We start from the raw sequence: 2,111 nt of genomic DNA on the forward strand, positions 1-2,111 counted from the left end.
AGATATATTGCCAGACCGGAGGGCCCCCGTGGGCGGGAATCTGGGCGTACACATTTCCTACACATCTTGTGATCCTCAGCTGTATTTGCCAGTAATAAAGAGGGGACCTCGTTTCCGAGATCCCCTCCTCCGTCTATCTATAGAAATAGGCTTTCAAAGCCTTAGGCCAATAGCTTGCGACCGGACTCCTCAATCGCGTCAAGTGCGGCATCAGCCTCGGCGGCATCAGCGCCCTTAGCGAAGATGTACAGCTTAATCTTGGGCTCGGTGCCGGAAGGACGGACGATACCCTTGTTGCCGCCCTCAAGATCGAACTCAATGACATTAGCCTTCGGCAGGCCGTTCACGCAGGTGTTGTAATCCACGACGGCCTCAATCTTGGAACCGGCGAGCTCCGCGGGCGGGTTCTCGCGCAGACCGGCCATGATGCCGGCCATCTTCGCCGCACCCTCAGCGCCCGGATAGCTCAGCGAAATCGTCTTGTTATGATAGTAGCCATACTTCTCGTAAAGCTCGTGCATCGCATCGGCAAGGTTCTTGCCCTGGAGCTTATAATACTGCGCCATCTGGCAAATCAGAAGCGAAGTGCTCACGGCATCCTTGTCGCGCACGTGGTCACCGGCCAGATAGCCGTAGCTCTCCTCAAAACCGAAGATAAAGCGATCCACCTCGCCAGCATCGGAAAGAGAAGTAATGATGTCGCCGATGTACTTGAAGCCCGTCAGGCAGCGGCGAAGCTCAAAACCGTACTCGTCGGCCAGAGCGTCAACCATGGCGGAAGAAACGATAGTAGTAACGGCGACCTTCTTAGTGAGGTCCTCACCGCGGGCAGCACGGGTCTTGCAGATATAGTCGAGCAGCAGAACGCCCATCTCATTGCCGGTCAGCAGCAGATAGTCATCGCCATTCTTAACGGCAACGCCAACACGGTCGGCGTCGGGATCGGTTGCAAGCAGCAAATCAGGGTGAACCTGCTCGCAGAGATCGATGCCCTTCTGCATGGCCTGACGGATCTCGGGGTTAGGATACGGGCAGGTCGGGAAATCGCCGTTAGGCTCCTTCTGCTCGGGAACAACCGTGACATCGGTGATGCCAGCGCGCTCGAGCACCGTCGTGACGGGAATGAGGCCAGTGCCGTTGAGCGGAGTGTAGACGAGCTTAAGCGGAGCGCCAGCGATCTCCTCGGCAGAAAGGTTAGTCACGCCGCGGGCGAGAACGGCGTCGTAATAACGCTCGAGGCACGAGTCATCGATCCATTTGACCAGACCCTGCTCAAGAGCCTCATCGAAGTCCATGGACTTCACGCCGGTAAACGTATCGGTCTCGGCGATAGCCCTAGAAATTGCATCGGCAGCCTCGCTGGTGATCTGGCAGCCGTCGGGGCCATAGGCCTTATAGCCATTATACGGCGCCGGGTTATGGCTAGCGGTCATGCAAATGCCACCGGAGCACTTAAGGTCGCGGACGGCCCAGGAGAGCGTCGGCACAGGAGAAATCTTGGGATACACGAGGGCAGTCACGCCGTTTGCTGCAAGAATGGCAGCCGTCGTCTTAACGAACAGCTCACCTTTATTGCGGCTATCGCGAGCGATGGCGACCGTCGGATGCTCGAAGGTCGCATTGAGGTAGTCAGCGAATCCCTGGGTCGCACGACCGACCGTATAGATATTCATACGGTTAGTGCCCGCACCGATAGTGCCGCGAAGGCCGGCAGTACCGAAGGCGAGATCCTGGAAGAAAGCGTCGGTGATGGCGTCCTCATCACCCTGCTCCTTCATCGTGTTAAGCTCAGCGAGGAGCTCCTCGTCCTTGACATTGGCAATCCAAGTATCAAGCAGCTCATGAACATCTGCCATATGAGTCCTTCCGTCACAATCAATAAAACGACCCGTGTAAAACAGGACAAGCGCAGCAGTGCGCTAAAGCAAATATTAGTCCATTGAGAACAAAGAACCGACCACAGAACGGTGAACGTTTATATTCACCGGTGGATGATTGAAGTGATTTAATTGCTTAGTGAATGCCGCCCTTAACGCAAAAAGGGGGAGGCCGCGTGGCCTCCCCCTTCTCAGTTCGATGACGGCTCGGTGCCGTCCACCGGTCAGCGGCGC

Annotated in this window: 1 protein-coding gene; it reads right to left on the reverse strand. The window is 56.5% G+C overall.

Going from position 1 to position 2,111, the window contains the following annotated elements:
• Positions 1-161: 161 nt before the first annotated feature.
• Entirely contained in the window at positions 162-1,856 is a 1,695-nt protein-coding gene (locus DW661_RS09950) for a phospho-sugar mutase (RefSeq protein WP_118935477.1), read from the reverse strand.
• Positions 1,857-2,111: the final 255 nt, after the last annotated feature.

It is taken from the genome of Collinsella sp. AM24-1 (assembly GCF_003470325.1).
GTDB lineage: Bacteria > Actinomycetota > Coriobacteriia > Coriobacteriales > Coriobacteriaceae > Collinsella.